This window comes from Pseudomonas putida, from assembly GCF_028682395.1.
Lineage (GTDB): Bacteria > Pseudomonadota > Gammaproteobacteria > Pseudomonadales > Pseudomonadaceae > Aquipseudomonas > Aquipseudomonas putida_AB.
In genome coordinates this window covers 125977-152099 of sequence record NZ_JANHLC010000002.1, presented here as the reverse complement: position 1 = coordinate 152099, position 26123 = coordinate 125977, and the positions used below count along the sequence as shown (strand labels likewise).

Genomic DNA, 26123 nt, shown 5'->3' with positions numbered 1-26123 from the left:
CCCAGTGGATGTTTTGGCCTGCATAGGTTGTGTCTGAGCGCGATGGGGCGATACGGAAAATATCCCGCCCTTGCCGGGAATAGTTCCCAGTCCGGACATGATTTAGATCCTCGCCACAAGCCCTACTACCAAGGGAGTAGGGCGCGACCACCAAAGCAGCATACGGCTGGTGGGGAGGGGTTTCTAAGATGGCGGCACAGCCTCTGTTCAGAGAGGTTAAGCGTGCAATCCTGAGGGCAAAACAATGAAAAAAGTGCACAACGCCGGGTTAGTAGTAGGCCTGCTCGCAGGTCTGATGGCCTCGGGTCTGGTCTTGGCCCATGGTGATGTGGTGCCGCAAGCGGTGGAAACCAAAGGCCTGACGCCGGTCAAGGATGCCGGTGTGGATGTCGATGCCGATGGCTGGGCCGCCGTCAACCCTTACCGCACGACAGGGGAGCGTGAGCGGGCGCGTGAGATCGGTGCGTCGGCCTATAACCAGAACTGCGCTGCGTGCCACGGTCTGGAAGCCAAGTCGGGCGGTATCGCCCCTGATCTGCGTTTGCTCGATGTCGGCGATGCCGGTGACGAGTGGTTTGTCGAGCGTGTGCGCCACGGTGCCGTGCGCGACGGTCGCGTCTATATGCCAAAAATGGCTGACTACCTGAGCCAGGAAGCGCTCTGGGCCGTGCGTACCTACCTGGACAGTGTCCACGTCGATGAGTAAGTCCCTGCGTCGATTTGGCGTACTCCTGGGCGGGCTGTTGCTGTGCTGCCAGGCAGCCATGGCGCAGGTTCGCGACTACGATCAGATCATCGCTGCCGGTGAACTGAAGGTGGCGGTCTACAAGGATTTTGCCCCCTACAGCTTCCAGGTCGACGGCCAGCCCAAGGGCGTGGATGTCGACCTGGTCGCGGCGTTGGCCAAGGCGCTGGGCGTGCAGTTGAAGCTGATCTGGGCGCCGCCCGGCGAGAAGCTCGACGATGACCTGCGCGACTACATCTGGCGCGGTAGCCAGCTGCGTGACCAGCAGTTGGCCGACCTGATGATGCGCGTGCCTTACGATCGCGATTTCCGGCAAAAACGCAACGATGTCGGCGAGCTGGAGAATGAGCACGCGGTGATGTTTGGCCCTTACCAGCGCGAATGCTGGCAGGTTGCCTATGATCGCCGTCGCCTGGAGGCGGTGCCCAGCGTGGCAGTGTTCCAGCAAAACCCCATCGGGGTCGAAGTGGACAGCGTGCCGTCGTTCTATTTGACGTCAGTCTTCAACGGTAGCCTAAGTGCCAAGACCCACCATTACCCTAGCGTGAGCCTGGCCTTCGCGGCCATGAAGAACGCCGAGGTCGATGCGGTCATGGCCATGCGCGGTGAAATTGACTGGCAGCTGCACGAAGCCGGTGATCCGCAATGGGCGCTCGCCGAAAATGCCTACCCCAACATGGGGCGGCAGGTCTGGGAAATTGGCATGGCGGTGCATGAGAGCAATCGGCAATTGGCCTACGCTCTCGAAGAGGCCTTGGAAGGGCTGATCCGCGATGGCTCGGTGCAGGCGATCTACGCGCGTTACGGCCTGCGCTACGAAGTTCCGGAGATGTATCAATAGGAGCACTTGGATGAACTGGCGAAATGCTTGTCTGCTGGCCCTGTGGTTGCCGTTGGGCGCCATGGCGGCCGACGCACCCGCAGCTTTACCGGGCACGGATCCCGTGCCGTCGTCGGTGATGTGGGACTTCTATCACAAGCAGATCCTCGGCAGCGCGGCGTTTGTCTTCGATGATCGGGTCAAGCTGCTCGCACCGCCATTCGCCGAAGATGCCCGCCAGGTTCCCATCGAGATCGACGCCCGGGCGCTCCAGGGGGATGTGGTGCGCATCCTGGCCTGGGCCGAGCTCAACCCCTTGCCCAAGATTGTCGATTTCCAGCCTTCAGCGCAGGTGTTGCCGTGGCTGTCGATCCGTATCCGGGTCGAGCAGGCCACCCCGTTGCGTGCGGCGGTACAGACCCGCGATGGCCTCTGGCATGTCGGCTCGACCCTGATCGATGCGGCCGGTGGCGGCTGTACTGCGCCCAGTGTGGTGCGCACCGAGGCCGGTTGGGAGGAGCATGTGGGCGAAGTGCTGGGTGGGCGGTATCCGCGCGAGCATTTCAGTCGCCTGCGCCTGCAGGTTTCCCACCCGATGGACAATGGCCTGGTCAGCGGTATCCCGGAGTTCTACCTGACCCAGGCTGAACTCCTGGATGCGGCGGGCAAGACATTGGCGACCCTGGAGCTGTTCCCGGCGGTTAGTGAAAACCCTAACCTGGGGTTTGATGTCCAGGGCGCAGGTCAAACCCATCTGCGGCTGCGCGACAACAGCGGCAATGAATTCAACGCAGCGATTCCCTGACCGCGATTAAAGGAGAGCGCCATGCGCTGGTTGCTGATGTTCGTTCTGGGCCTGAGCCTGCCGGCACTGGCTGATCTGGACTATCGACTGGAGCCGCGGCAGATCGCCGACGGCACCTGGCTGCTCGAAGGCAGCACGGATAATTTCGCCAAGGCCAATGGCGGCAATATCGTCAATGTCGGGTTTATCGTCACCGAGGCGGGCGTGGTGGTCATTGATACCGGGCCTTCGCGCCGTTATGGCCAGGCGCTGCGAGCGGCCATTGCGCGGGTGACCGACAAACCGATCATCCAGGTCCTGCTGACCCACCATCACCCGGATCATGTGCTGGGCAACCAGGCCTTTACCGATGTGCCCATCGGTGCGCTGGCGGGCACCACCGAGCTGTTGAAGCAGCAGGGCGATGCCATGGCCGAGAACATGTACCGCATGGTCGGCGACTGGATGCGCGGTACCGAGGTAGTGTTGCCGACTCAGGTGGTCGAGCCAGGCACCCGGACCATTGGCAGCCACCCCCTGCGATTGCTGGGGCTGCGTGGGCATACCGGCGCCGACCTGGCGATTCTCGACGAGAAGACGGGCGTGTTGTTTGCTGGGGATCTGGTGTTTTTCGAGCGGGCGCTGACCACCCCCAACAGCCCGGGCCTGGAAGTGTGGCAGGCGGATATCGACACCTTGCAGGCCTTGCCGTGGAAGCAGGTGGTGGCGGGGCACGGCCCCGTGGCCAGTGATGCCCGACCTTTCGCCCAGATGCGTGACTACCTGGGCTGGCTGGACGGCTTGATGCGTGATGGCGCGACCCAGGGCAAGGATATGGCGGAGATGATCCGCAGCCCGATTCCCGAGCGTTTTGCCGCGATCAGCCTGACGCGCTATGAACTGATCCGCAGTGTCAGCCATTTGTATCCGCGCTATGAGCGCGGCCAGATGAAACGCCTGGACGAAAACGCCAGGGACGCGCTCTAAGCGGTTTGCCTGACGCTGCCGTCAGGCTACGCCCGCGCGCGCAGCGTTCGGAGCGCGCCATCCCGCCGATTTTTCTAAAACCTTGAGTCGCCTTGTTGCGCCCCCGGATGTCGCCTGGCGCCCGCGGCTGCGCGCCCGCGCTGCGGGGTCTACGTACTAAGGAACTATAAAAATCCCCACAGCGGCCAATTGTTGGGAATAGGCCTGCAACCAAGAATCTGCGCCAGACCGGGAAAATTTCCCGGGTACAACAAAAACCGCAGAGGAAGCCGTCATGTCCCACCCCGCACGTCGCCAGCCCTTCGCCCTGAGTCTGATCCTCAGTGCCATGCTCCTGTCCGGCTCGGCCCTGGCCGCCGTCACCGACCAGGAGATCCTCCAGGACCCGAAAAACCCGGCGCAGATCGTCACCAACGGGCTCGGCGTTCAGGGCCAGCGCTACAGCCCGCTGGACACCATCAACGTCAACACCATCAAGGATCTGCGTCCCGTCTGGGCCTTCTCCTTCGGTGGCGAGAAGCAGCGCGGTCAGCAGGCCCAGCCGATGATCAAGGACGGCGTGATGTACCTGACCGGCTCCTACTCGCGGGTCTTCGCTGTCGATGCGCGCACCGGTAAGAAACTCTGGCAGTACGACGCGCGCCTGCCGGACGATATCCGTCCGTGCTGCGACGTCATCAACCGCGGTGTGGCGCTCTACGGTGACCTGGTGTTCTTCGGCACCCTCGATGCCAAGCTGGTCGCCCTGAACAAGGACACCGGCAAGGTGGTCTGGAGCAAGAAAGTCGCCGACCACAAGGCTGGCTACTCCATCAGCGCCGCGCCCATGGTGGTCAATGGCAAGCTGATTACCGGCGTGGCCGGTGGCGAATTCGGCGTGGTCGGCAAGATCGAAGCCTACGACCCGAAAAACGGCGAGCTGCTGTGGACCCGTCCGACTGTAGAAGGCCACATGGGCTACGTCTACAAGGATGGCAAGGCCATTGAAAACGGGATCTCCGGCGGCGAAGCCGGCAAGACCTGGCCCGGCGACCTCTGGAAAACCGGCGGTGCCGCCCCTTGGCTGGGTGGCTACTACGACCCGGAAACCAACCAGCTGTTCTTCGGTACGGGTAACCCGGCGCCGTGGAACTCCCATCTGCGCCCTGGCGACAACCTGTACTCCTCCTCGCGTCTGTCCCTCAATCCGGACGATGGCACCATCAAGTGGCACTTCCAAAGCACGCCGCACGACGGTTGGGACTACGACGGCGTGAACGAACTGGTCTCCTTCAACTACAAGGAAGGCGGCAAGGAAATCAAGGCGGCGGCGACTGCTGACCGTAACGGCTTCTTCTACGTGCTGGACCGCACCAACGGCAAGTTCATCCGTGGCTTCCCGTTCGTTGACAAGATCACCTGGGCCACCGGCCTGGACAAGAATGGCCGGCCGATCTACAACGATGCCAGCCGTCCAGGCGCGCCGGGCAGCGAAGCCAAGGGCACCTCGGTCTTTGTCGCGCCGGCGTTCCTGGGTGCGAAAAACTGGATGCCTATGGCTTACAGCCAGGACACCGGCCTGTTCTATGTTCCGTCCAACGAATGGGGCATGGACATGTGGAACGAAGGCATTGCCTACAAGAAAGGCGCGGCGTTCCTCGGTGCGGGCTTCACCATCAAACCGCTGAACGAGGACTATATTGGCGTGCTGCGCGCCATCGACCCGAAAACCGGCAAGGAAGTCTGGCGTCACAAGAACTTCGCACCGCTGTGGGGCGGGGTGATGACCACCAAGGGCAACCTGGTGTTCACCGGTACGCCGGAAGGTTTCCTGCAGGCCTTCAATGCCAAGACCGGCGAAAAGGTCTGGGAATTCCAGACCGGTTCCGGGGTACTGGGTTCGCCAGTGACCTGGATGATGGATGGCGAGCAGTACGTCTCGGTCCTGTCCGGCTGGGGCGGTGCAGTACCGCTCTGGGGTGGCGAAGTGGCCAAGCGGGTGAAGGACTTCAACCAGGGCGGCATGCTCTGGACCTTCAAGCTGCCTAAAGAGCTGGTCGCCAAGAAGTAAGCGCTGAATCCAGCGCGCCACAACAACAGGCTCGCTCCCGTCAGGGGGCGGGCTTGTTTGCGTTTCAGGGGCGCGCGTGTGCGAAAAAAACTACGACCAAATAACGAGACCCCCACTGCCAACGGCGCATTCGTCTGAGGCTCCAGGCTGTCTACCATCGGGTCATCGCCTGTTCGACCGACAGGCATCGACCCGTACAGAGGCCTCAACCATGATCTACGCACAACCCGGAACGCCAGGCGCCGTCGTCTCTTTCAAACCACGCTACGGCAACTTTATCGGGGGTGAGTTCGTCGCTCCGGTCAATGGCGAATACTTCACCAATACTTCGCCGGTCAATGGCGAAGTGATCGCCGAGTTCCCGCGCTCCACCGCCGAAGACATCGAGAAGGCCCTGGACGCAGCCCACGCGGCTGCCGATGCCTGGGGCAAGACTTCCGCTCAGGACCGTTCGCTGGTCCTGCTGAAAATCGCCGACCGGATCGAGCAGAACCTGGAAATCCTCGCCGTCAGCGAAACCTGGGACAACGGCAAGGCCGTGCGCGAGACTCTGAACGCCGACGTCCCCCTGGCTGCCGACCACTTCCGTTACTTCGCCGGTTGCATCCGTGCGCAGGAAGGTGGCGCCGCCGAAATCAACGAGCTGACCACCGCCTACCACTTCCACGAGCCCCTGGGCGTAGTGGGTCAGATCATTCCCTGGAACTTCCCGCTGCTGATGGCCGCCTGGAAACTGGCGCCGGCCCTGGCGGCCGGTAACTGCATCGTGCTCAAACCCGCCGAGCAGACGCCACTGTCGATCATGATCTTCGCCGAGATTATCGCCGACTTGCTGCCGCCGGGCGTGTTGAACATCGTTCAGGGCTTTGGTCGCGAAGCCGGTGAGGCCCTGGCCACCAGCAAGCGCATTGCCAAGATCGCTTTCACCGGCTCGACCCCGGTGGGCGCGCACATCATGCATTGCGCGGCCGAGAACATCATTCCGTCGACTGTGGAACTGGGCGGCAAGTCGCCGAACATCTTCTTCGAAGACATCATGAAGGCCGAGCCGCAATTTATCGAGAAAGCCGCCGAGGGCCTGGTCCTGGCCTTCTTCAACCAGGGCGAAGTCTGCACCTGCCCATCGCGGGCACTGGTCCAGGAGTCGATCTACGAGCCGTTCATGGCCGAAGTGATGAAGAAGATCGCCAAGATCAAGCGTGGCAACCCGCTGGATACCGACACCATGGTCGGCGCCCAGGCGTCCGAGCAGCAATACGACAAGATCCTGTCCTACCTGCAAATTGCCCAGGATGAAGGCGCCGAGCTGTTGACCGGCGGTGCGGCGGAGCGCCTGGACGGTGACCTGTCCAGCGGTTACTACATCCAGCCGACCCTGCTCAAGGGTCACAACAAGATGCGTGTTTTCCAGGAAGAGATCTTTGGTCCGGTAGTCGGGATCACCACCTTCAAGGACGAAGCCGAAGCCCTGGCCATTGCCAACGACAGCGAGTTCGGCCTTGGTGCCGGCCTGTGGACCCGCGATATCAACCGCGCCTACCGCATGGGCCGGGCGATCAAGGCGGGTCGCGTCTGGACCAACTGCTACCACCTGTACCCAGCCCACGCCGCGTTCGGCGGTTACAAGAAGTCGGGTGTTGGTCGTGAAAACCACAAAATGATGCTCGACCACTACCAGCAGACCAAGAACCTGCTGGTCAGCTACGACATCAACCCGCTGGGCTTCTTCTAAAGCCTGAGGGTGAGCGGTTACGCCGCCTGGCCAGTGTCCGTAGGGTGATCACCCTCGCTGCGGATGCCGGTCAGGCGGCGTTTTTTTTGCCTGCGCTTTTGTGGGCGGCATGCATGGGTCAAAAGCACCGGCAGACCTAGCTCGAAAGTAGCATTCAAGCGGCTATGCTCCCCATGTATTAATGCGGTTACCGGAATTGACCGGCATAAGAAGAGGATTGACCTATGTGGACTAAACCCGCGTTTACCGATCTGCGCATTGGCTTCGAAGTGACCATGTACTTCGCAAACCGTTAATAGCGCGCCCTCCGGTCAATCGTCGCGTTGGCCGGAGTCTCCTCTGCTCGTCGGAGCCTTTCATGTTTATCCAGATTCTCGGTTCAGCCGCCGGTGGCGGTTTCCCTCAGTGGAACTGCAACTGCCGCAACTGCGCCGGTGTGCGCGATGGCAGTGTGCGCGCCGAGCGCCGCACGCAATCGTCCATTGCCCTGAGTGACAACGGTGTGGACTGGATCCTGTGCAACGCCTCGCCGGATATCCGCGCCCAGCTCGAAGCCTTCCCGGCTCTGCAGCCGGCGCGCGCGCTGCGCGATACGGCGATTGCCGCAGTGGTCCTGCTCGATAGTCAGATCGACCACTGCACCGGGCTGCTCAGCTTGCGCGAGGGCTGTCCGCACCAGGTCTGGTGTACCGAGATGGTGCATCAGGATCTGACCAGCGGCTTCCCCCTGTTTCCCATGCTCAGCCACTGGAATGGCGGCGGCCTGCACTGGAACCCGATCCAGCTCGACGGCGTGCCTTTCCAACTCGGCGCCTGCCCGAGCCTGCGGTTTACCGCGATCCCGTTGCGCTCCAGCGCGCCGCCTTATTCGCCCCATCGGGGCAACCCGCATCCCGGCGACAATATCGGCTTGTTTGTCGAAGACCTGAGTACCGGCGGCAAGCTGTTCTATGCCCCGGGCCTGGGGCAGACGGATGCCGACCTGCTGGCCTGGATGGAGCGCGCCGATTGCCTGCTGCTCGACGGCACACTGTGGCGCGACGATGAAATGCGTGTGTGTGGCGTCGGCGACAAGCTGGGCAGCGAAATGGGTCACCTGCCGCAAAGCGGGCCGGGTGGCATGCTCGACGTACTGGAGGGGCTATCACGCCCCCGCAAGGTGCTGATCCATATCAACAACACCAACCCGATCCTCGACGAGGACTCGGCCGAGCGGGCGCTGCTCGGGCGCAAGGGGATCGAAGTGGCATTTGACGGTATGAGCATTCGTCTCTAGGCCGGCACACGCCAGGCGGCGGATTACCGCTGCCAACGTATCAATCACTATGCTCATGTCTCGCTTCGGCAAGACATATTCGCCGACTGCGGGGTGACCTGCAGTCGGTTTTTTTTGCTGTAAAAATAGAATTGGGAATATTTGTAATGCATAAAGATTCCATTTTTGAATATTAACTTAGAAGAAAAATGAATTTCACGGCGGTTTTTTATATGGCTAGCATGGGGTCATAAACCTTTGAAAGGCCCGCCACGGCACTCGACCTCGCCGGGCCATCCCTTTTCCCTTGTTCAGGAACGCCCGCCGATGAGCCTTTCGCCTGTGTCAGTTCGCCCACTTCAGCAGGGCCCGGGGCCTGACCTCGATTCGCCGGCGTTTATCGAGCGCCTGGCCCGGCTCAGCACTGAGTTTGCCGCGACGGCGGCGTATTTCGACCGCCACAGTGAGTTCCCCCATGCCAATCTGGCGCGCTTGCAGCAAGAGGGCCTGCTGGCCCTGACCGTGCCGCGTACGCTGGGTGGTGCAGGCGCGAGCCTGGCTCAGGTACGCCGGGTGATCGGCGCCGTGGCGCGGGGGGAGCCTTCCACTGCGCTGGTGCTGGTGATGCAGTACCTGCACCATGCGCGTTTGCAGGCCAATGCCGCCTGGCCCGAGCATCTGCGCCTGCGCCTGGCGCGCGAGGCGGTAGAGGAGGGCGCGTTGGTCAATGCGCTACGGGTCGAGCCTGACCTTGGCACTCCGGCCCGGGGAGGCCTGCCCAATACCGTGGCGCGCAGAGTGGAGAATGGCTGGCTGCTCAGTGGGCGCAAGATATACTCGACAGGCATCCCGGGGCTGACCTGGCTGACGGTCTGGGCGCGCAGCGACGAACCCGAGCCACGGGTCGGTAACTGGCTGGTGCACAAAGACACGCCAGGGGTGCGCATCGAGGAAACCTGGGACCACCTGGGCATGCGTGCCACCGGTAGCCACGATGTGGTCTTCGAGGATGTCTGGTTGCCGCTGGAGCACGCGGTGGACGTGCTGCCGGTCAGCGTGTCGCGCCCGTCCGAATTGGGGGCCGAGGGTGGGCTCTGGCTGGCGGTCCTGCTGTCGACGATCTATGACGGCGTGGCGCAGTCGGCGCGCGACTGGCTGGTGGGTTGGCTGGCCGAACGCACACCGGCTAATCTCGGGGCGCCGCTGTCCAGCCTGCCGCGCTTTCATGAACTGTTGGGACGGATCGATACCCTGTTGCTGGCCAATCGGGTGTTGCTCGACGCCGCCGTCCACGGGCGCATGGCCGCCGGTGAGGCGGGGCAGATCAAGTTCTTAGTTACCACTAACGCCATTCAGGCGGTGGAGCTGGCAGTCGAGGCGATCGGTAATCCGGCGCTGGCCAGGGGCAATCCGTTGGAACGTCACTATCGCGATGTGTTGTGCAGTCGTATCCATACTCCGCAGAACGACGCGATCCTGGGAGCGGTCGGGCGGGCGGCTTTTTCCCGGCCTGTGGGCCACGCTGTTTGACGCCTCGGCGCATTCAGACAGAGGTCACGATGTAGGTCAGCACGCTGTCGACCGTACCGGGTTTGAGCGGTATGGTCGTACGTTTCAAGCGGGCTTTGAAATGGTGACTGATCCCTTTTTCGCTCAGTGTAAAGACGCCATTACGCAGGTCGTAGCGGTTATTCAGGTTGAGCCTGCGGTTGTTGCGGGTCGACACTTCGATGGCCAGTCCCTGGGCACAGGTCTGGCATTCATTGATATCGATACTGCCGTCGGGTAATAGCCGGTTGGAGGTGAATTTGAGTCGCATGGTGTTGTTGTAGTCGCGGGCGTCGTCAAGGCCCGAGCAGTTACCCATGGTGATATCAAAGGGGATTTCCAGTGTGGCGAGGTCGGCAAGGCTGAATTCGCCAAAAGGCACAGTAATGGGCGCGGTGCTGAGGGTGCAACTGGAGACAACGAAGTCGGTGGTGTCGGCTTGGGCAACAAAGTAGTTATTGGGTTGTTTAACGCCGTTGACATAGGCAATGAAGCTGATAAGTCTGAATTCGTACTTAAGGTTCTGGGCACCGGGCTGCAAGGGCCAGCGGGTCTTGATTTTGATGCCTTCGATGAAATCAGGCTGGTTGAACGTCGGGTAGCTGGGTTGTCCGGTGGCGACTGCGCGGAAAACTTCTTGGGAATCTCTGGATAGGCTGGCGCAACGAAAGGGCGCGCCATCTTCGCGGCGAAAGCGTAGCCCGACGATACTGGACGCGTTGGAGCAGACTGTCTCGGTAGAGCTTGATGAGAGAAAATTCATCCGCAGGCTGAACACATCGCCAGGCTTGCCGCCCTGGCAGTTAAAGGTGGAGTTTACGGACCAGAAGCCAAGTGTTTCGTCGTAGGCCGCGTCCTGATAAGGGCGAATGTAGTTGGATGTGAATTTGATGATTTTGTTGGGGACGCTGCATTCGAATACAGCGTATGAATAGCTTGAAAACAGGGCGCTTACGCTAAATAACAACAACAGTAAGAGACCACGACTCCTGCTAGGGGGAGCGGCAACACGCCTGCGTTCGATAATCTTGGGCATATTTGTTTACTTAGGGGGTGGGTGTTTAATGTACGGGCCATCTTAAGGATTTAGGTTGTTGTCGCGTGAGAAAAGGTATTGGGAATTTTCTCGAAGTTGTCTTTTTATAGTTATTTCAGGAAATGGATGGCGAGCCAGGTAGTGGTTTCTTACTTGAAAGAGACTCGTATGTAAGAAATATCTTGGTAAAAGTGCCCTCGGCGGAACTTTTTGGCGACGGCATACCCGTCCGCTCGATGGAAAGCCCTGCCGCCTACGCGGTTACAGGAGGGGTTGTCGGCGGATAGATCCACACGATGTTGAGCGATTTTTTGAGGGGGGGCGGCCAGTCTGCTCAGTGTGGCCTTGCGAATCCAGCTTCACTTTACAGCGCCCCCAAGGTCCAGGCAGTTGATGCACCTGGGGCTGGCAGTGCGGGGCAGTTGCCCTCCGGGCGCTCTGTGCCGCGACGTTATGCCTGGCAAAACGCCCTTGCCTCATTGCGTACCAGCGCACGGCCTCCTCATCTTCCTGGCGGGCGAGGGCGAGGGCGGTGGCAGCCGCAGCCGCGCAGCGCGCGAAGGTGATCGCGCGCAGCTCCAAGGGGGGCTGCTTCAGCCCAGCACTGACAGCAGTGACTCCGTGGCGGACTGAAGCCCGATCAAGCCCTGGCTCGCAGGCTTTGCTCCATACGGTGCAGGCCTTCTTCGAGCAGGGCGCGCGGGCAGCCGAAGTTCAGACGCACGAACTGTTGGCAATCATCGCCAAACTCCAGCCCGGCGCTCAAGCCAACTTTCGCCTGTTCCAGGAAAAACCGCTGCGGGTCTTCCAGGCCCAGCGCACTGCAATCGAGCCAGGCCAGATAGGTGCCCTGGGGAACGCGCATGACCACCCCCGGAAAGCGGCTGCGCAGCGCTTCCACCAGGTAGTCGCGGTTGCTTTGCAGGTACTCGACCAGTGCGCCGAGCCAGGGGCCGCCCTGGGTATAGGCCGCATGGGTGGCTTCCAGGCCCAGGGCGTTGACGCTGTCGACCATACCGGCGCGGGACGCATTGAAGCGCTCGCGCAACGTGCGGTCCTGGATGATTGCGAAGGAGGTCTTCAGGCCGGCGATGTTGTAGGCCTTGCTGGCTGACATCAGGGTGATGGTGCGGCGGGCGATCTCCGGGCTCAGGGAGGCGGTGGGAATATGTCGGCGCCCGTCGAAAAGTAGCTCGGCATGGATTTCATCGGAAATAATCAGCGCTCCACGCGCCAGGCAGGCCGTCGCCACCGCCAGCAGTTCGTCCCGGGGGAAGACCTTGCCCAACGGGTTGTGCGGGTTGCTCAGCAGCAGGGCGCCGCCGCTGTCGAGGGCGGCGTCCAGGGCGGCAAGGGGCGTGCAATAACCGCCTTGATCGTCCGGCTCGAAGCCCAGCTCGACCTTGGGCAGGTTCCAGTTGCCCGGTGCCAGGCGCAACGGCCGGTAGTTGGGCACCTGGACCACAACTCGGCTGCCCGGCTCGACAAAGGCATGCAGGGCCATATTGAAGCCCGGCTCCACGCCCGGTAGGAACACCAGTTCCTGGGGCTCGACGCGCCAGGCGTATTTGTTCCAGAGGTCGTCGACAATGGCCTGGCGCAAGGCGTCCTGGGCCACGCAATAGCCGAGCATGGGGTGGGTTAGGCGGGCTTGCAGGGCCTGGAGGATCGGGGGGGCGACGGCAAAATCCATGTCGGCCACCCACATCGGCAGAACATCCGCCGGGTAGCGGCTCCACTTACTGCTGCCGGTGTCGTGGCGCTGATAAACCGTGTCGAAGTCGATGTGCATGGGGCAGGTCTCGGGTAATCGGGTAATCGCAGGGCGTGGCCGATTTTAGCGGCTTTGCCGGGATAGCGGCGCTAGTCTTGGGCGCGGGCCTGGGGCTGGACCGCGACCACGCGGTTGCGTCCGCCATGCTTGGCGCGATAGAGCGCCTTGTCGGCCTCCTTGAGCAGCGCCTCGACACTGAGCCCATCCATGGGCCAATGGGCGACGCCCAGGGATACGGTGACCTGGATACTGCTCGACGGCTGCTCGGTGGACATCGCCAGGCGCAATCGTTCGGCCACCAGCACCGCCTGTTCCAAAGGCGTCTGTGGCAGCAGCATGACGAACTCCTCGCCACCGAGGCGGCAAAGCACGTCGCTGTCGCGCGAGTGCTGGCGCAACTGCTGCGCCAGGTGCTGCAAGACCAGGTCGCCAGCACTGTGGCCGTGTGTATCGTTGACTTGCTTGAAGTGGTCGACATCCAGGGTGATCACCGAAAAGGGCTGCGCGCCAGCCTCCCACTGGTCGAGCGTCAACTGCATGCCGCGGCGGTTGGTCAGCCCGGTCAGCGGGTCGGTGACGGTTTCGCGGTTGAGCTTGCCCAGTTGCTGGTGCAGCAGGGCCAGGCCTTTTTGCATGGCCTGCTTGAGTTGCGCGGCCTCGTAGTACCAGGCGTGGACTTTACCGATGGATTCGGCGGCGGTCAGGCTGCCCCAGTACTGCGCGGAGTTGGCCAACTGCGACAGCGGGCGGGTAATCAGGCTGGAAATCCACCAGATCCCCAGCAGCGACAGCGCCAGAAACGGCAGGGCATAGCCGAAGACTTGGCGCATCAGCTGTTGCAGGCCCTCAAGGGTCACGGCGGTGGGCCGCTGGCTGATCACCCCCCAGCCGGTCCTGGCCACGGGGGCATAGCCGGCGAGCATATCCACGCCCTGGGAGTTTTTCAGGCGCAGGCTGCCGACATGGCCGGCGATCACCGCATCGATGGCCGGGTTACCCTGAATGATCTGGCCTACCCGGTCGGGGTCCTGGTGATAGATCAGCTTGCCCGCGGGATCGACGACAAACAGGTAGGAACCATCGCGGTAGTAATGCTCACCCAGCAGGGAGTGGAGGATATTCGGCTCGTTGAGATAAATGGAGCCGGCGACAAGGCCCAGGTATTCGCCACTGTCGCCAAACACCGGTTGGGAGATATGAATCATCAGGTGCTTGCTAAGGCCTACATAGGGCTTGGAGATAAACGGCTGGCGCAGGCGCAGGGCGTCGCGCGGGCCCGCGCTTTCGGCGACCGAGCCGAGCAGGTTCAAGGCGCGCGGCGAGGCGGCGATAATAGTGCCATCGGCGCGGGCCACCACGACGGAGTTGAAACTGTTGCTCTGCTGGCGCAGCCGATAGGCCTCGCGATTGAGGGCCGCCGTCTGATTCCAGATGGCCGGCAGCAGGTTGGCGCCGAAGGCCAGTTGCTGCTGGGCCGACGCGATAAAGTTGTCGGTGGTACTGGCCAGCTTCACTGCATAGATGCGGTTGGCTTCCAGGGTTTGCTGCATCAGGAAATGCCGCTGGGTTTCATAGCTGGCATAGAAGATGTTGCCAGCGGTGAGGGTGACCACGCTGATCGAGAGCAAAAGGATCAGTCGGCGCAAATCGATTCGAAACATAGGGCGTCTGAAGGGTGAGCCTGAAAGTGAAGAGGATCGGCGCATCATAGAACAGACTCGCCGCCGGGTTGGATCCATTCTCGCCATGCCGCGACAATAGCCGGGCCTTGGTCCCCTGCAAATGCCTGGCTGAACCTAGCGCAGCACCGCCAGCTTGAGGCCGAAGCCGATCAGGCACAAGCCGGCCAGGCGTTCAAGTGACTGGGTCAGTCTTGGGCTGGCGCGCAGCCGTTCGGCCAGGAAATGCGTGATCAGCACCGAGCACAGCCCATAACCCAGGGTCAGCACAGCGGCGGTCATGGCCAGAAAACCGAAGGTCACCACGCCCTGGTGATTGACCGGGTCGATGAATAGCGGGAAGAAGGCCATGTAAAACACAATGGCCTTGGGGTTGAGCAGGGTAATCAGCAGGGTCTGGCGCAGGAAGTGGTCGGACTTCATTGGCCGCACTGGTGTGGTGTCACCGGGCTTTGCAAACAGCATGCGCGCGCCCAGCCAGGCCAGATAGGCCGCCCCCAGCCACTGGACCAGATAAAACGCCGCCGGGTAGGTGGCCAGCAGCGTTGCGACCCCGGCCACGGCCAGCCAGAGCAATACCTGGTCACCGATAATCACCCCGCAGGTGGCCGCCAGCCCGCCCTTGATCCCACCTTTGCCGGTCGAGGCAATCAGCGCGAAGTTACCGGGCCCGGGAATAATCAGCAGCACCAGGAAGGCAATAACGAATGCGCTGTAGTCGGTGACGCCTAGCATGGAAAACTCCGGGGCGAGGAAAGGGTGACGCCGATTCTAGCGCCGACCAGGGCAGGCAGATAGAGCCGCGGGTTCAGTGCGCGTTGATCAACCGGCGAATGCGCTCCGCCAGATCATGGATTGAAAAGGGCTTGGTCATCACATGCATGCCGGCCTCCAGGTCGTGATCGCCAATTACCTGCTGTTCTGCATAGCCGGTGATAAACAGCACCTTCAAGTCCGTTCGCTCGACCCGCGCCGCGTCGGCCAGTTGCCGCCCATTCAGCCCGCCAGGCAGGCCGACATCGGTAATCAATAAATCGATTGCCACGGGTGATTGCAGGATGGCCAGCGCGCCAGGGCTGTCGTCGGCCACCAGCGCGGTATAGCCCAGGTCTTCGAGCACCTCGGCCACCAGCATGCGCACTGCCGGCTCGTCATCGACCACCAGCACGGTTTCACCACGGCTCAGGTGTGTCGCTGGTTGCGACGCCGGGAGCGGCGGTGGTTGAGGTGGTTCCTGCTCCTCGTAGCGCGGCAAGTAGAAGGCTGCCGTGGTGCCATGGCCAGGGCGTGAACTCAAGCGCACCTGGCCAGAGGATTGCAGGGCGAAGCCATAGACCATGGAGAGGCCAAGACCGGTGCCGGCTCCCAGGGGCTTGGTGGTGAAAAACGGATCAAAGGCTTTGCCTAATACCTGTTCGCTCATGCCGATACCGCTGTCCGTGACACTCAGGCACAGGTAGGCGCCGGGCTTGAGGTCCAGGTGACGGGCGGCGCTGTCGTCGAGGTTCAGGTTGGCGGTGGTGATCAGCAGGCGCCCGCCATCCGGCATGGCATCGCGGGCATTGAGACAGAGATTGAGCAGGGAGTTTTCCAGCTGGTTGCGGTCGACTCGCGTGCGCCACAAGTCCTGAGTCGCGTGTATCTGTAGTTCGACCGTAGGGCCAACGGTGTTCTTGAGCAGTTCGCCCATGTCCCGGACCAGCCGATTGACATCGGTGGGCTGGGCATCGAGGGTCTGGCGTCGAGAGAATGCCAGCAAGCGATGGGTCAGCGCCGCCGCACGGCGAGCCGCCTCCAGGGCCGCGTCGATGTAACGTGGCAAGTGTTGCACGCGGCCCTGTTGCAGGCGGGTCTGGAGCATCTCCAGGCTGGCACTGATACCGGTCAGCAGGTTGTTGAAGTCGTGGGCGAGGCCACCGGTCAACTGGCCCACGGCTTCCATTTTCTGGCTCTGGCGCAGCTGTGCTTCGGCCTTGGCTAGCGCTAGGGCGCGCTCCTTATCCTGGGTGCAGTCGCGGCCCACGGCATTGATGAAGTGATCGCCAGGGCTGGACGACCAGTTGATCCAGCGATAGCTGCCGTCGCGGCAGCGGTAGCGATTTTCGAAGCGCCGCAGGGTCTGGCCTTCGGCCGAGTGACGGGCGGCTTCCAGGGTGTGGGCAAGATCGTCGGGGTGGACCAGGTCATGGATGCAACTGCCCAGCAGCTCTTTTTCGGTCCAGCCCAGTGTGTCGGTCCAGGCCGGGTTGATGGCGGTCACCGTGCCGTCAAAGCGACAGCGCAGCATGATGTCGCTCGACAGGTTCCAGAGTTGGTTGCGGTCATCGGTGCGTGTCGCAACCTCCTGTTCAAGGGCGACGGTCAAAGCCTTGAGGGCGTTTTCGGCTTGGCGTCGCTGGGTAATATCGGTAAAGAAAATCGCCACTCGTGGCGCGTCGGCATCGCCAATGCGCAGCGCGTGTACTTCATACCAGCGGCCGAGGGCCGCTGCGGGGTTTTCAAAGCGTATGGGCTGACCGGTGCGTGCGACCTGCCCATAGAGGTCGAACCAGTGTTGTTCGTGGTCGGGGACTCGCTCGCGCATCCAGCAACCTGTGGCATTGACCAATCCGGTCTCGCGTTCGAATGCGGCGTTGACCTCCAGAAAACGGTAGTCGCAGGGTGCGCCGGCGCTGTCGAACTTCATCTCGATCAGGCAAAAGCCGCTGTCCATGGCATCAAGCAGGCCCCGGTATTGGGCTTCGCTGGCCATGAGTTGCTCGCGAGTGCGGCTCATAAAACTCTCATTGAATGGACGGGCAGGAAAACAGCTGAGGCAAAGGCTTGAATGAAGCTGTGACCGCAGCGTCCGGCAGCTGTTCACTTGGCTGTGACATGAGTCGTAGACCGATCAGGGTTCTTCTTCGGGCGTGGTGTAGGCGTCCAGCAGGGCCGCCAGGGCCCGGGTCTTTTCCAGCCCGCGCAAACGGGTGGTGATGACGGCGATGGCTTCGAGGGCGGCGGCCCGGGCGTGGGCCTTTTCGCTCTCGCTGCCATCGGCCACATTCGCCAGGGCGGCATCGAGGATCGCTTGTTCGAAGCTGTTCATAAGGTGTTCCGTAGGGACAAGCCACCGTGATACCGCCATCCGCCGTGCATTTCAAGCACTGTGACGGGGGCATCGAGGGAAATATGGCATTTTGCCTTAGGTGAGCGACCGGTATTGCCGTCTCCTGCCATCACAGATAAAGGGTCAGCAGCACCAGTACCCCATAGCGTGCGCCCTTGGCCAGGCTGACGATCAGTAGGAACCGCCAGAGCGGCTCGCGCAGGATGCCGGCGACCAGGGTCAGCGGGTCGCCGATAATCGGCAGCCAGCTCAGCAGCAGCGTCCAGTAGCCATAGTGCGCGTAATGCCGGCGTGCGCGCTCCAGTTGCGCCGGCTTGAGCGGGAACCAGCGGCGCTGGCCAAAACGCTCCAGTGAGCGGCCCAGCCACCAGTTGACCCACGAGCCCAGCACATTGCCCAGTGTGGCGACTGCCCAGAGGGTCCAGATGGTGTGGCGCTCGCTGAGCAACAGGCCCACCAGGACGGCTTCGGACTGCAGCGGCAGCAAGGTGGCCGCGCCGAACGCGGTTAGGAAAAGCCCGAAAAAGGCGCCGCCAATCAACGTCCGGGGTATTCGGCGATCACTTCGTCCGTGCCGCTACGGGTCAGGCCGATGACCTGGAAGGCATCGCGACGATCACCCATTTCCATGCCCGGCGAGCCCATAGGCATGCCTGGAACGGCCAGGCCGCGCAGGTCGGGGCGCTTGCTCAGGGCGATGACCTGTTCGGCTGGGACATGGCCTTCGATAAACTGTCCGTTGATCACGCCGGTATGGCACGAAGCCAGGCGTGGCGCGACGCCGAGGCGCTGCTTGACCTGGCTCATATCGTCCTCGACATGGTCAATGACCTTGAAACCATTCTCTTCGAGATGGGAGATCCATTGGGTGCAGCAGCCGCATTGGGCGTCGCGGTGTACGTCGATGGTCAGTTGCTCGGCCGCATGGGCCATGGGGCTCATAAACAGGGCAGAGAGCACTGCCAGGCGAAGTGTGGATTTCATCGGGATTCTCTCGCAGCAGTGGCCAAGGTCATGGACCCCAGCCAGGGTTCATCATGGGGCGTGAGATTACCTGTCTGATGCCGTCAGATAAATGAGTAAATAATTACAGATTTGTCAGTTTTATTGCTGCGAAGACTCTTCAAGGCGGGCCTTGAGTCGCTGCATGGCGGTATCCGAAAGCATCACTAGCCGCGTGTGCAAACCACTGACGGCGACCTGCAGGCTGTAGTCCAACGTGCGCCGAAACAGCGTGCCTCGACCCTTTGGCTGTAAACGATAGTGCAGGCAACCATCGGCCAGGGAAGAGGTGAACAGGCTTTTGAACTCCTGGGGCGGACGGGCGATCAGCACCCGATAGTCCATGTGCAGTTGCAGGCCCAGCAGGTCGATTTCTTCGCTGAAGCGTTGCCCGACCGGGACCGGGCCGCGCATGCCGGTGTCGGCACTTAGGGACGTCGGGTGCCATTCATGCCAGCGATCCGGCTGCGTGACGTAATCGTAAACCCGCTCGACGGGGCAGGCGATATAGAGTTCATTGCGGATCGGCTGGGCGCTGGGCTGGAATTGAAGCAGGCTCATGGCGGCATTCCCTGGCGAGTGCATGGCCGCTTGAGCATAGGCCATCACGCGCTTTTTGTAGGGGAATCCGTCTGACACGTGCACTGACATTGCGCGCGTTCATTTAAACGATCGGGCTGGTAATATCGCTGCCGCCAATTAGGGGCATCACCGGAACAAGGAAGCGTTGGGTGCGTTTGATTCACGTATGGACAGTGGTTCTATTAGGGGTGAGCCTCAACGGCTGCGACAAGGTGCGTGAGCAGGCAATCGCCCAGGTGCACCAGAACGACCTACAGAAAACCTTCGCCCAGGCCCACCGTCTCCACGACCAGGGGCAGAGCAAAGAGGCGATCAGGGTTTTCGAGCGAATTGTCCGGGATCCATCGGCCAGCCCCGCGCAAAAATCCGAAGCCCTGCGCTATATCTCGCTGGGCTATTACGAGTTGGGTAACCACCCCCTGTCCGGTGAGTACGCCGCTCAGGCAGCGGCGTTCTTTCCAGAGCAGTCTTACGAGTACCTGGTCAATATGGCCGATGCCGACCTGATGCTAGGGCGGGTGCCCGAGGCCAGGGGGCGCCTGAGCCGTGCCGTCGAGCTGAAACCGCGCGGCCTGGCCGCTAATAATGTGTTGGGCCTGTTGTATCTGGGCGACAACGGCGCGCAGTACGCCGACTACCCCAAGGCGCTGGGCTTCAACCAGGCCGCCTACGACATCGCGCCAGGCCGGATTACCCGGATCGTACTGGCCAGAAGCTATTTGAGCGTCCATGACTACGCGCTGGCCGCCGGTCATCTGCGCGAATTGCATCAACAGTTCCCCCAGGACGCGCGTGTGCGTGAGCTGCTCGATGAGGCCGAAGCGGGCCTGAGCGCCAGTGCGTCGAGCGCGCAGTCCGCCCCGAAACAAGAAAACTAGTCACTGTGATGACACCATTCTCAGGAGTAAAACCCATGAAGTACACATTGCATCTAACGGCCTTCGGTTTGGTCGCGGGCCTGGCGCTGACGCTTGGCGGTTGCGCCACGGAAAGCTCGCGGGCGGTGCCGGTGGCCAAGGTCCAGAGTTATGGCACGGCCTATGCCGGCGTCCGTACCCCCATCGCGGTCGGCAAGTTCGATAACCGTTCGAGCTATATGCGCGGGATCTTTTCCGACGGCGTTGACCGTCTGGGCGGTCAGGCCAAGACCATCCTGATTACCCATCTGCAGCAGACCAACCGCTTCAGCGTGCTGGACCGCGACAATATGCAGGAGATCAAGCAGGAAGCGCAGATCAAGAACCAGGCCCAGCAACTCAAGGGTGCCGACTATGTGGTCACGGGTGATGTGACCGAGTTCGGCCGCAAGGAAACTGGCGATCATCAACTCTTTGGCATTCTGGGGCGCGGCAAGAGCCAGGTGGCCTACGCCAAAGTGGCCCTGAATATCGTCAATATCCGCACCTCCGAAGTGGTGTTTTCCAGCCAGGGCGCTGGCGAATACGAACTGTCGAATCGCGAGATCATTGGCTTTGGTGGCACCGCCAGCTACGACTCGACGCTCAATGGCAAGGTCCTGGATCTGGCCATGCGTGAAGCCGTGAACAATATGGTCAGCGCCTTGGACAGCGGCGTGTGGAAACCGGCCAACCAGTAAGTGAAATCGCTCAGGGAACGGTAGATATCATGCATAAAGCGTTCAAGTTCCAGTGGGTGGCGTTGTGTGCCGCAGTGTTGCTGGCGGGCTGCGCCTCCGGGCCGCAGACTCTCTATCAGTGGGAAAGCTATCAACCGCAGGTGTATCAGTATTTCAACGGCGAAGAAGCCCTCGAAGCCCAGGTCGAGGCCATGGAGCGTGACCTGGAGAAGATCAAGGCCACCAACCGTGCGGTGCCGCCGGGCTATCACGCTCACCTGGGCATGCTGTACGGCAGCCTGGGCAAGGATGACCAGATGGTGCAGCAGTTGCGCACCGAGAAGGCCTTGTTCCCTGAGTCGGCGACCTACATGGACTTTCTGTTGAGCAATGCCGCCAAAGGAGTGCGCCAATGAACCTGCGTTTCCTCAACCCTGTTATCGCCCTGGCCATGGTGACCTGGCTGGCCGGTTGTGCCGCTCCGCGTACGGTCGATTATTCGGCCTACAAGGAAAGCCGTCCGCGCAGCATCCTGGTGCTGCCGCCGCTCAATGAGTCGCCGGATGTAAAGGCCACCTACAGCGTGCTGTCCCAGGTCACTTTCCCCCTGGCCGAGGCAGGTTACTACGTGTTGCCGGTGGCCCTGGTCAACGAGACCTTCCAGCAGAACGGCCTGACCACTGCCGGTGATATTCACCAGGCCCCGCCGGCCAAACTGCGGGAGATCTTCGGCGCCGACGCGGCGATGTACATCACCGTGAAAGCCTATGGCACCACCTATATGGTGATCAGCAGTGCGACCGTGGTCACGGCCACCGCCACACTGGTTGACCTGCGCAGCGGCACCGCGTTGTGGACCGGCAGCGCGACGGCTTCCAGCGAAGAAGGCAACGGCGGCAACAACGGCGGCCTGATCGGCATGCTGGTCACGGCGGCGGTCAAGCAGATCATCAACAGCGCCACGGACGCTGGCCATCCGATTGCCGGTATTACCAGCCAGCGCCTGCTGTCGGCGGGGCAACCCACCGGCTTGCTGTATGGACCGCGCTCGCCGAAGTACGGCAGCGACTGAATGCGCTGCTAAGGCGATGTCGACAAAAAAACGGCGAAGGGCGACCTCCGCCGTTTTTTTATGCCACTTATGCGCTTATTGGCGGGCGAGTTAAGGGGTGATCAGGGCGCTTGATGGTGCTTGGCGGCGGGTGATTTACGGTCAGACTGCAGGTTTTCTCGCCTCGGGGGGCGGATATGCTCAAGACCCTGCAAACCATCAATCAAACTGCGGCTTTCAATCGCTGGGCGGGTATCGAAGTGCTCAGCGCCAGTGCCGGCGAGGTGGAAATTCGTCTGGCCTGGCGCCCCGAAGACATGGGACAGTACGCCGGTTTCCTGCATGCCGGCATGATCGCGGCCTTGCTCGACACGGCCTGCGGTTATGCCGCCGCGACGCTGGCGGGCAATGTCCTGGCCTCGCATTTTTCCGTGAACTGCCTGGCGCCGGCCATCGGTGAGTCATTTGTGGCCAGGGGCAAGGTGATCAAGGCGGGACGCAAACAGGTATTTGCCAGTGCCGAACTGTTCGCGAGCGCGGCGGACGCACAGTTGAAGCTGGTGGCCACGGGCAACGGGATTCTGGTGCCGGTCGAAACCGCCTAGCGTCAGGTCCGGGATGCACGGCGTGCTGGCTTTTTATGGGCTGCTGCCTAAGATGGCCGTCAGCGCAGAGGACTCAGGGTTCGAGTGACGGTCGATGTCGGAAAAAGACAGCATTTCCATCCAGTTGGTGCGTGAAGCACTGCTGCAAAGTTGCGCGCCCGGGGCGGCGACGGCTGAGGTCCTGCTCAAGGTCGGGATCGATCCGGCGCTGCTTGATCTGGCCGACGCTCGGGTGCCGGCCAGCGCCTATGCGCGGCTCTGGCGCCTGCTGGCGCGGCGCAATGATGATGAGTTTTTTGGCATGGACCCGCGCAAGCTCAAGTCCGGCAGCCTGGCCTATCTGTGCCGCGCCGCCATGGCTCAGCCGAATATGGCCGCGGGGCTGGAGACCGTGCTGGGGTTTCTGTCGCTGATGCTCGAACACCTGCCGGCCCAACTGCTGCGCCAGCAGAGCCTGGCCGAAATCGTTCTGCTGGAAGACCTCGACGAGCCACGCCGACCCTTTACCTATTTCACCTACTGGATGATCGTGCACGGCGTGGCGTGCTGGCTGGCCGGGCGGCGCATTCCCATACTCGCCATCGAGCTGCGCTGTCCCGCGCCGGCCTACAGCGAGGACTATCGGGTGATGTTCTCGCCGAACCTGCGCTTCTCCCGGCCGCGTACGCGGATGATTTTTTCCGCCGAGTGCCTGGACCTGCCGATCAAGCGCAGCCCGCAAGAGCTCCAGCGCTTCCTTGGCCTGGCACCGGCCAATATCCTGGTGCGTTACCGCGACCCGCAGAGCCTGGCCAGCCGGATCCGTCAGGACCTGCGCCAGGTCCCGGCCGAGCAGTGGCCGGAGACCGAGCGGCTGGCCCATAGCTTGTGCATGTCGGCGTCGACCCTGCGCCGGCGTTTGTCCGAAGAAGGGCAGACCTATCAGGCCCTCAAGGATGGTGTACGCAAGGAATTGGCAGTTGTCTGGTTGGCCGAGCCGCATATCAGCTTTGCCGAGATTGCCACTCGGTTGGGGTTTGCCGATACCAGCTCGTTCTACAAGGCGTTCCGTAAATGGTCTGGTTCCAATCCCGGGCATTACCGCAGTCTGATCCTGAATGAGGCGCCTGCGCGCAGCGGTTCCCAGGTCTCGGCTGACTTGCGTTAGAGCGGCTAGCCGCCGTTGGTGCCGAGGATGGTGGCGACCTGGCGTGGCTGGCAGTTGAGGTAGGCCGAGGATTTCAACCAGCGTTGGTCGGGGTACCAGGAAAACATGAACTGGCCGTCCTTGAGCTTGTCGATTACCTGGCGGGCCACTTGCGGGCGTACCGCCGGGCAGCCCTGGCTACGGCCGATACGGCCCTGGCGCTGGCTCCACAGTGGGTTCACATAGTCGGCGGCGTGGATCACGATGGCGCGGTCGCGGGCCTGGTCATTGATGCCGGGCTCCAGGCCATCCATGCGCAGGGAATAGCCATGGTTGCCCTGATAGCTTTCCTGGGTGCGGAACAGGCCCAGGCTTGACTGGTAGCTGCCTTCTCGATTGGAAAAACGGGTGGCGAAGTTTTCCCCGGAGTTCTGCCCGTGGGCGACCAGATCGCGCAGTACCAGGGTCTTCTTGTTCAGGTCGAAGATCCACAGGCGGCGCGCGGTAGAGGGTTGGGAATAGTCGATGATGGCCAGGTGACGAGCTTGCCTGGCGCCACTGCCGACCGCGCATTGCATGGCGCTCAGGGCGCTTTTCAGGGCCTGGGGGTTGAGTTCCGGGGCCGCGTGGGCAAGGCTTTTGTAGAGTGTCGTGGGGGTGGCAGGGGTGGCGAGGGCAGGAACGGCAAGCGCGCCCAGGGTGGTAGCCAGACAGAGCCGGCGCAAGAAATTCAGCATTTTAGAGAAGATCCCCGTAATAACGTTGGCTGAGGCATCCTGCCTTGCGCCTTCGCTGCTTTACTGCAACGTTGGGGCAGAGGCTGATCGTTATGTGTCGACCATCGACAGGAGTAAAGCACTTGTTCAAAAAAACCGCATGTTACTTGAGCGTTTGCCTGATCGCAGCGCCGTTGGTCGCACTGGCCGAAGAGTTGCCCGTCGCGCCTGCCGGCCCGGTGCAGCAGGCGCTGGCCCAACTGCCGAGCGCCTGCCCCGGGCTGGCCAAGCGCCTGGAGCCGGCGGCGCAACAGCGGTTGCAGGCGCTTTACCAGCAACAGGGCGACCAGTTGCTCTGGACGGCCACGGTGCGCCAGGCGGCGCTGCTGACCCAATTGGACCTGCTGGCCGATGATGGCCTGAATCCCGCCGACTACCGGCCGGTTGCCGTGACCACGGCGGACAACGGGGTCTGTGCCGATCTGCAGACCACCGGCCAGTACCTGCAAGCCTTGCAGGATCTGCGTTATGGCCGCGTGTCCCAAGCGCGTTTCGAGCCGATCTGGCATGCCAGTGAGGAGCCTCACAATCGTGAAGCTGAAGTCCTCGCCATCGCCGGTCCCGGCTTGCTGGACATCGCCGCGGCGTTCGAACTGGCTCGCCCCAGCCTCGAACTGTATCGCCAACTGCGCCAGGTCTATGCCCGGCAACGGCTGCAGCCGCTGCCTCAGTGGCCAACCGTGGCCGGCGGGCCGTTGCTGCGTCCGCAAATGCAGGATGGGCGGGTGCCGGTTCTGGCCCAACGGCTATTCGACGAAGGCTACCTGAGCAACCTGAATGGCATCGACGGTAATCGGTACGCAGGGCAGGTGCTCAGCGCCGTGATGGCGTTCCAGCGCAGCCATTCGCTCCAGGCCGATGGTGTGATCGGCCCGGGTACCCTGGCCGAACTGAATATCAGCCCCTTGGCACGACGGGACCAGTTGCGCGCCAACCTGGAGCGTTTTCGCTGGCTGGCGCGGGATATCGAACCCAGCGGCCTGCTGGTCAATGTCGCGGCCGCGCAGTTGAATGTGTATCAGGATGGCCAACTGGTCTGGCAGACACGCACCCAGGTCGGCCGGGCGGATCGCCAGACCCCCTTGCTCAAGTCCCGGGTCACGCGCTTGACCCTGAACCCGACCTGGACCATCCCCCCGACCATCCTGCGTGAGGACAAACTGCCGGCAATCCGCCAGGATCCGGCCTTTCTCAGCAAGCACGATCTGCAGGTCTTTGATGCCGCCGGGCAGCCGTTATCGGCGCAGGATGTCGATTGGCGCAATCCCGGCAACATCATCCTGCGCCAGGGCGCGGGGCCACGAAATCCGCTGGGGCAAATGGCGATCCGCTTCCCCAATCCGTTCTCGGTCTACCTGCACGACACGCCCAGCCAGGCGCTGTTCAGCAAGGGCCCGCGGGCCTTCAGTTCGGGCTGCGTGCGGGTCGAGCATGCGCTGCAGTTACGCGACCTGCTGTTGACGCCGGCCGAGCGCGCGCGCACCGATGAGCTGCTGGCCACTGGCAAGACCCATGAATTCCGGTTGGCCAAGCCAGTGCCGATTCTGCTGGCTTACTGGACCGCCCAAGCCGATGGCCAGGGTGGGGTGATCTACTCGCCGGACATCTACGCACGTGATGCGAAGTTGGCTGCGGCACTCATCGCTGCGCAGTGACGAGCGCAGGCCAGTGCGGTGTCGACGTTATTCGACGCCGCGCAGCAGAGCGCTGTGCCCGGCACAGATCTCGATCAGGTAATCCCAGACAATGCGCAAGCGTACCGAGTGATGCAGTTCGCGGCGTGTGCAGATCCAGTAATGGCGCTCAATGCCAAGGGCCGGCAGCACCGGCTGGAGCAGCGGATCGCCGTCGCCTGGAACGCGGGGTGAAGGTCAGCGGGGGCCGTT

General features: G+C 62.1%; 27 protein-coding genes. 16 read left to right on the top strand and 11 right to left on the bottom strand.

Going from position 1 to position 26123, the window contains the following annotated elements; genetic code table 11:
• The first annotated feature begins 244 nt into the window (after positions 1-244).
• The 9 genes from pedF to NPS46_RS05990 all read left to right on the top strand — a co-directional run bounded on the left by pedF (position 245) and on the right by NPS46_RS05990 (position 9903).
• A complete protein-coding gene (pedF, locus tag NPS46_RS06030) occupies positions 245-706 on the top strand; it encodes a cytochrome c-550 PedF (RefSeq protein ID WP_274105523.1) in 462 nt (153 codons plus the stop codon).
• Positions 699-1586 carry a substrate-binding periplasmic protein gene (locus NPS46_RS06025; protein WP_274105522.1) on the top strand — a complete coding sequence of 296 codons (888 nt, stop codon included), beginning with the start codon at positions 699-701 and terminating at the stop codon, positions 1584-1586. Before pedF ends, NPS46_RS06025 begins: the two co-directional genes overlap by 8 nt.
• A 10-nt stretch (positions 1587-1596) precedes the next feature.
• Positions 1597-2370 carry a quinoprotein dehydrogenase-associated SoxYZ-like carrier gene (locus NPS46_RS06020; protein ID WP_274105521.1) on the top strand — a complete coding sequence of 258 codons (774 nt, stop codon included), beginning with the start codon at positions 1597-1599 and terminating at the stop codon, positions 2368-2370.
• Positions 2371-2391: 21 nt separating this feature from the next.
• A complete protein-coding gene (locus tag NPS46_RS06015) occupies positions 2392-3336 on the top strand; it encodes a quinoprotein relay system zinc metallohydrolase 1 (protein ID WP_274105520.1) in 945 nt (314 codons plus the stop codon).
• A gap of 274 nt (positions 3337-3610) precedes the next feature.
• Positions 3611-5386, top strand: a complete 1776-nt coding sequence (locus tag NPS46_RS06010; protein WP_274105519.1) for a PQQ-dependent methanol/ethanol family dehydrogenase — start codon at positions 3611-3613, stop codon at positions 5384-5386.
• A gap of 211 nt (positions 5387-5597) precedes the next feature.
• Positions 5598-7118 carry an acetaldehyde dehydrogenase ExaC gene (gene exaC, locus NPS46_RS06005; RefSeq protein ID WP_274105518.1) on the top strand — a complete coding sequence of 507 codons (1521 nt, stop codon included), beginning with the start codon at positions 5598-5600 and terminating at the stop codon, positions 7116-7118.
• Positions 7119-7342: 224 nt separating this feature from the next.
• A complete protein-coding gene (gene pqqA / locus NPS46_RS06000) occupies positions 7343-7414 on the top strand; it encodes a pyrroloquinoline quinone precursor peptide PqqA (protein WP_003253598.1) in 72 nt (23 codons plus the stop codon).
• A 62-nt stretch (positions 7415-7476) separates the two neighbouring features.
• Complete coding sequence (pqqB, locus tag NPS46_RS05995) at positions 7477-8394, top strand: pyrroloquinoline quinone biosynthesis protein PqqB (RefSeq protein ID WP_274105517.1); 918 nt, start codon at positions 7477-7479, stop codon at positions 8392-8394.
• A 306-nt stretch (positions 8395-8700) separates the two neighbouring features.
• Positions 8701-9903 carry an acyl-CoA dehydrogenase family protein gene (locus tag NPS46_RS05990; protein ID WP_274105516.1) on the top strand — a complete coding sequence of 401 codons (1203 nt, stop codon included), beginning with the start codon at positions 8701-8703 and terminating at the stop codon, positions 9901-9903.
• A gap of 13 nt (positions 9904-9916) precedes the next feature.
• On the opposite strand, the gene NPS46_RS05985 is transcribed toward NPS46_RS05990, so the two are convergent.
• From NPS46_RS05985 to NPS46_RS05945, 9 genes are all read right to left on the bottom strand, one after another.
• Positions 9917-10957: a fimbrial protein gene (locus NPS46_RS05985; RefSeq protein ID WP_274105515.1), complete on the bottom strand. Its 1041-nt coding sequence runs from the start codon at positions 10955-10957 to the stop codon at positions 9917-9919.
• Positions 10958-11597: 640 nt separating this feature from the next.
• Positions 11598-12749 carry a MalY/PatB family protein gene (locus NPS46_RS05980; RefSeq protein WP_274105514.1) on the bottom strand — a complete coding sequence of 384 codons (1152 nt, stop codon included), beginning with the start codon at positions 12747-12749 and terminating at the stop codon, positions 11598-11600.
• Positions 12750-12820: 71 nt separating this feature from the next.
• Positions 12821-14392 (bottom strand): GGDEF domain-containing protein, encoded by a 1572-nt coding sequence (locus tag NPS46_RS05975; RefSeq protein WP_274105513.1) that lies wholly within the window; start codon positions 14390-14392, stop codon positions 12821-12823.
• A 135-nt stretch (positions 14393-14527) separates the two neighbouring features.
• On the bottom strand, positions 14528-15145 hold the full coding sequence (locus NPS46_RS05970; protein ID WP_274105512.1) for a LysE family transporter: 618 nt from the start codon (positions 15143-15145) through the stop codon (positions 14528-14530).
• Between the two features lie 73 nt (positions 15146-15218).
• The gene (locus NPS46_RS05965; RefSeq protein ID WP_274105511.1) at positions 15219-17186 is read right to left on the bottom strand and encodes a PAS domain S-box protein; all 1968 of its coding nucleotides are present in this window, start codon (positions 17184-17186) and stop codon (positions 15219-15221) included.
• Between the two features lie 114 nt (positions 17187-17300).
• On the bottom strand, positions 17301-17498 hold the full coding sequence (locus tag NPS46_RS05960; protein ID WP_274105510.1) for a hypothetical protein: 198 nt from the start codon (positions 17496-17498) through the stop codon (positions 17301-17303).
• A 130-nt stretch (positions 17499-17628) separates the two neighbouring features.
• Complete coding sequence (locus NPS46_RS05955; RefSeq protein ID WP_274106019.1) at positions 17629-18057, bottom strand: YqaA family protein; 429 nt, start codon at positions 18055-18057, stop codon at positions 17629-17631.
• On the bottom strand, positions 18057-18503 hold the full coding sequence (locus tag NPS46_RS05950) for a DUF411 domain-containing protein (protein WP_274105509.1): 447 nt from the start codon (positions 18501-18503) through the stop codon (positions 18057-18059). The genes NPS46_RS05955 and NPS46_RS05950 overlap by 1 nt, the downstream gene beginning before the upstream one ends.
• A gap of 120 nt (positions 18504-18623) precedes the next feature.
• Positions 18624-19082: an SRPBCC family protein gene (locus tag NPS46_RS05945; RefSeq protein ID WP_274105508.1), complete on the bottom strand. Its 459-nt coding sequence runs from the start codon at positions 19080-19082 to the stop codon at positions 18624-18626.
• 170 nt (positions 19083-19252) lie between these two features.
• Here NPS46_RS05945 and NPS46_RS05940 point away from each other — a divergent pair, with 170 nt between their 5' ends.
• From NPS46_RS05940 to NPS46_RS05915, 6 genes are all read left to right on the top strand, one after another.
• On the top strand, positions 19253-19981 hold the full coding sequence (locus NPS46_RS05940) for a tetratricopeptide repeat protein (protein WP_274105507.1): 729 nt from the start codon (positions 19253-19255) through the stop codon (positions 19979-19981).
• Between the two features lie 35 nt (positions 19982-20016).
• Positions 20017-20700, top strand: a complete 684-nt coding sequence (locus NPS46_RS05935; RefSeq protein WP_274105506.1) for a CsgG/HfaB family protein — start codon at positions 20017-20019, stop codon at positions 20698-20700.
• A 29-nt stretch (positions 20701-20729) separates the two neighbouring features.
• On the top strand, positions 20730-21095 hold the full coding sequence (locus tag NPS46_RS05930; protein ID WP_274105505.1) for a DUF4810 domain-containing protein: 366 nt from the start codon (positions 20730-20732) through the stop codon (positions 21093-21095).
• A complete protein-coding gene (locus tag NPS46_RS05925) occupies positions 21092-21751 on the top strand; it encodes a DUF799 domain-containing protein (RefSeq protein WP_274105504.1) in 660 nt (219 codons plus the stop codon). Before NPS46_RS05930 ends, NPS46_RS05925 begins: the two co-directional genes overlap by 4 nt.
• A gap of 176 nt (positions 21752-21927) precedes the next feature.
• Positions 21928-22335, top strand: coding sequence for a PaaI family thioesterase (locus NPS46_RS05920; RefSeq protein WP_274105503.1), 408 nt, complete (start codon positions 21928-21930; stop codon positions 22333-22335).
• Positions 22336-22429: 94 nt separating this feature from the next.
• Positions 22430-23482, top strand: coding sequence for an AraC family transcriptional regulator (locus NPS46_RS05915; RefSeq protein ID WP_274105502.1), 1053 nt, complete (start codon positions 22430-22432; stop codon positions 23480-23482).
• 5 nt (positions 23483-23487) lie between these two features.
• Here NPS46_RS05915 and NPS46_RS05910 read toward each other — a convergent pair whose 3' ends face one another.
• Positions 23488-24198 (bottom strand): murein L,D-transpeptidase catalytic domain family protein, encoded by a 711-nt coding sequence (locus tag NPS46_RS05910; RefSeq protein WP_274105501.1) that lies wholly within the window; start codon positions 24196-24198, stop codon positions 23488-23490.
• A 122-nt stretch (positions 24199-24320) separates the two neighbouring features.
• Here NPS46_RS05910 and NPS46_RS05905 point away from each other — a divergent pair, with 122 nt between their 5' ends.
• Complete coding sequence (locus NPS46_RS05905; protein WP_274105500.1) at positions 24321-25892, top strand: L,D-transpeptidase family protein; 1572 nt, start codon at positions 24321-24323, stop codon at positions 25890-25892.
• A gap of 27 nt (positions 25893-25919) precedes the next feature.
• Here NPS46_RS05905 and NPS46_RS05900 read toward each other — a convergent pair whose 3' ends face one another.
• Positions 25920-26063 carry a hypothetical protein gene (locus tag NPS46_RS05900; protein WP_425312701.1) on the bottom strand — a complete coding sequence of 48 codons (144 nt, stop codon included), beginning with the start codon at positions 26061-26063 and terminating at the stop codon, positions 25920-25922.
• Between the last annotated feature and the right edge of the window lie 60 nt (positions 26064-26123).